Source organism: Corynebacterium sp. (assembly GCF_012837295.1).
In the GTDB taxonomy this organism is placed as follows: domain Bacteria; phylum Actinomycetota; class Actinomycetes; order Mycobacteriales; family Mycobacteriaceae; genus Corynebacterium.
On sequence record NZ_DURI01000232.1, the window covers coordinates 1 to 2,312 of the forward strand.

Genomic DNA, 2,312 nt, shown 5'->3' on the forward strand with positions numbered 1-2,312 from the left:
GGCGGGCGCGCGTCTGGCCATGGCCGCGCCCGAGCAGACGTATGGGACGGCCACCGCGTTCCGCGAGGGTTTCGACCTCGCCGCCGGCCAGTCCCGCACCGTGACGCTGTCGGTGCCGCTGTCCGACGCCGCCCCGGCGGGCCTCGGCATCGAGCGCCCCGGCGTGTACCCGATGCTGATCAACGCCAACGGACGGCCGGGCGACGACATCGACCAATTCCTCGCGGAGACGCGCATGCTCGTTCCGGTGTCTTCTTCGCGTGACGACGCCGACGAAGATCCCGACCGGCCTTCCGAAGGGAACGACGGGGAGGCCGGTCGGGCGGGGGCCGATGGCGCCCGCGCATCCGGCGAACGGACCGAACCCGACGAGCCCGCCGAGCCGGCGCCCGTGTCACTGGTGTGGCCGCTGGCGGCGAACATCCCGCTGGTGCCGGGGGAGACCGGCGAAGCGCCCGGCCGGCCGGAGCTGATCATGTCCGGCGAATCCCTGTCCTCCGAGATGTCGCCCGGCGGACGCCTCGACGGACTGCTCGGGGCGCTGGAGTCGGAGCTCGCGGGCGAATCCGGGCCGGCGCTGCGGTCGTCGACGTGCGTCGCCATCGATCCGGAGCTCCTCGACGTCGCCGACCGCATGAGCGACGGGTACCGCATCGGCACCGAACGCCCCAGCCCCGTGCAGGGCAGCACGCGGCTGCGCGACTCGTGGGGCGCCGGCGACGACCTCGACCTGCGCGAGGGCCAGGGCGCCGATGCCGCGGCGTCGTGGGTCGAGCGGCTCGAAGCCGTCACCCGCGATCTGTGCGTGGTCACGCTGCCGTGGTCCGGCGCCGAACTCAACGCCGTCGCCGCCACCGGCGACCGCGAGCTGGCCACCGAGGCGCTGGCGACGGGAGCCGGCGTCGTCGAACGCGTGCTGGGCCGGGAGGCCGTCCCGTCCGTGGTCATCCCGCCGGAGGGGTACCTCGACGCCGCGTCGGTGCCGGTCGCCGCGTTCGGCGACACGTCCATGCCGGTCGATCCCGACGCCGCCTTCGAGAGCATGGACATCGGCCTGGGCACGTGGCCGCGCCCCGACGCGCGGACGACCTCGCTGGTCGCGGCGAATTCTCTGACCCTCGGCGACGGCCGCATCGCCCGCCCCGGCGAAACCGCGGAGATCGCGCCCGGCGCGGCGGCGTTCGGACTGCCGGTGCCGCTGTCGTCGTCGTTGGCGGCGACGGGATCCGCCCCCGAAGTCGCGGGATACGCCGCGGTGGCGGGACGCTTCGACCTCACCGCAGATTCCGGGGTCGCCCGCATGCAGACGGCGGTGGGCACCCTGCGCCAGGAGATCGCCGACGCCTCCGTCGGAGCGGGCGACAAGGGTGCGGCACCGGTCGTCGCAATGCCGCCCGCCGGATGGTCCGCCACCGGAGACGAGGCCCGGACCCTGCTGCGCGCCGTGGCCGCGACCTTCGACGACGGCATCGCCGAACCCGTCCAACTTGGGGACGCGCTCGCCCGCTCGGCGGCCGACCACTCGGTCGGGGTGGCGCAGTCGTCCTCGCCCAACCCCGATCCGGGGGCGGTGTCCGGCACCGAGGTCGGCCGGGCGGCCCAGCAATCCGGGTACCTCACCGCCCTGACGGCGATGATGGCCAACGACCCCCAGGTCGCCCTGACCCGCCACGGATTCACGCAGCCGCTGCGCCACGACGTGCTGCGCGCGCTGACGGGCACCGGACGCCGCAACGCCGCCACCCACGTGAGCCGCGCCGGCCGCGCCGCCGAGACGATGGCCGGCATGGGGACGATGCTGCAGGAGCTCCGAGATTCGGTGACCCTCGTCGCCCCCGGCGGCGTCTACACCCGCGCCACCGACATGTCTCCCGTGGTCATCGTGGGCCGCAACGGCCTGCCGCTGCCGGTGCCCGCCTACGCGCGGGTGCGGGTCGGCGATTCGGAGACGGCCGGCCGCCACGAGGCGCTGCTGCCGGCGAAGGGCTCGCTGACGCTGCAGGTCACCCCGGAGGACCCGGATCCTTCCGTCGACCGCGAACGCCAGAATCAGCTGCACCTGTGGTTGGAGACCGCCGACGGCCAACAGATTTCGGCGCCCGTGGAGATCGTCGCCCGCACCGGGCCGAGCACCCGGACCCTCCTCATCGCCTCGGTCGCGCTGACTCTCGCGGTCGCGGGATTCGCCCTCTGGCGCACGGGACGATTCGAAGGATTCAGGCGGATTCGGACACAATGGGGACGTGACTGAACCCGACGCGCCGCATTCCGGGCAGCGCGGCCGCATCCGACGGCCCGCGCCTCCGGCGCCC

The 2,312-nt window shown here is 74.4% G+C and carries 1 protein-coding gene; it reads left to right on the forward strand.

Features of this window, described 5'->3' with window-relative positions; all coding sequences use genetic code 11:
- On the forward strand, positions 1 to 2,251 hold a 2,251-nt coding region (locus GX015_RS07660; protein ID WP_291344101.1), incomplete at its 5' end, for a hypothetical protein.
- Positions 2,252 to 2,312 lie beyond the last annotated feature (61 nt).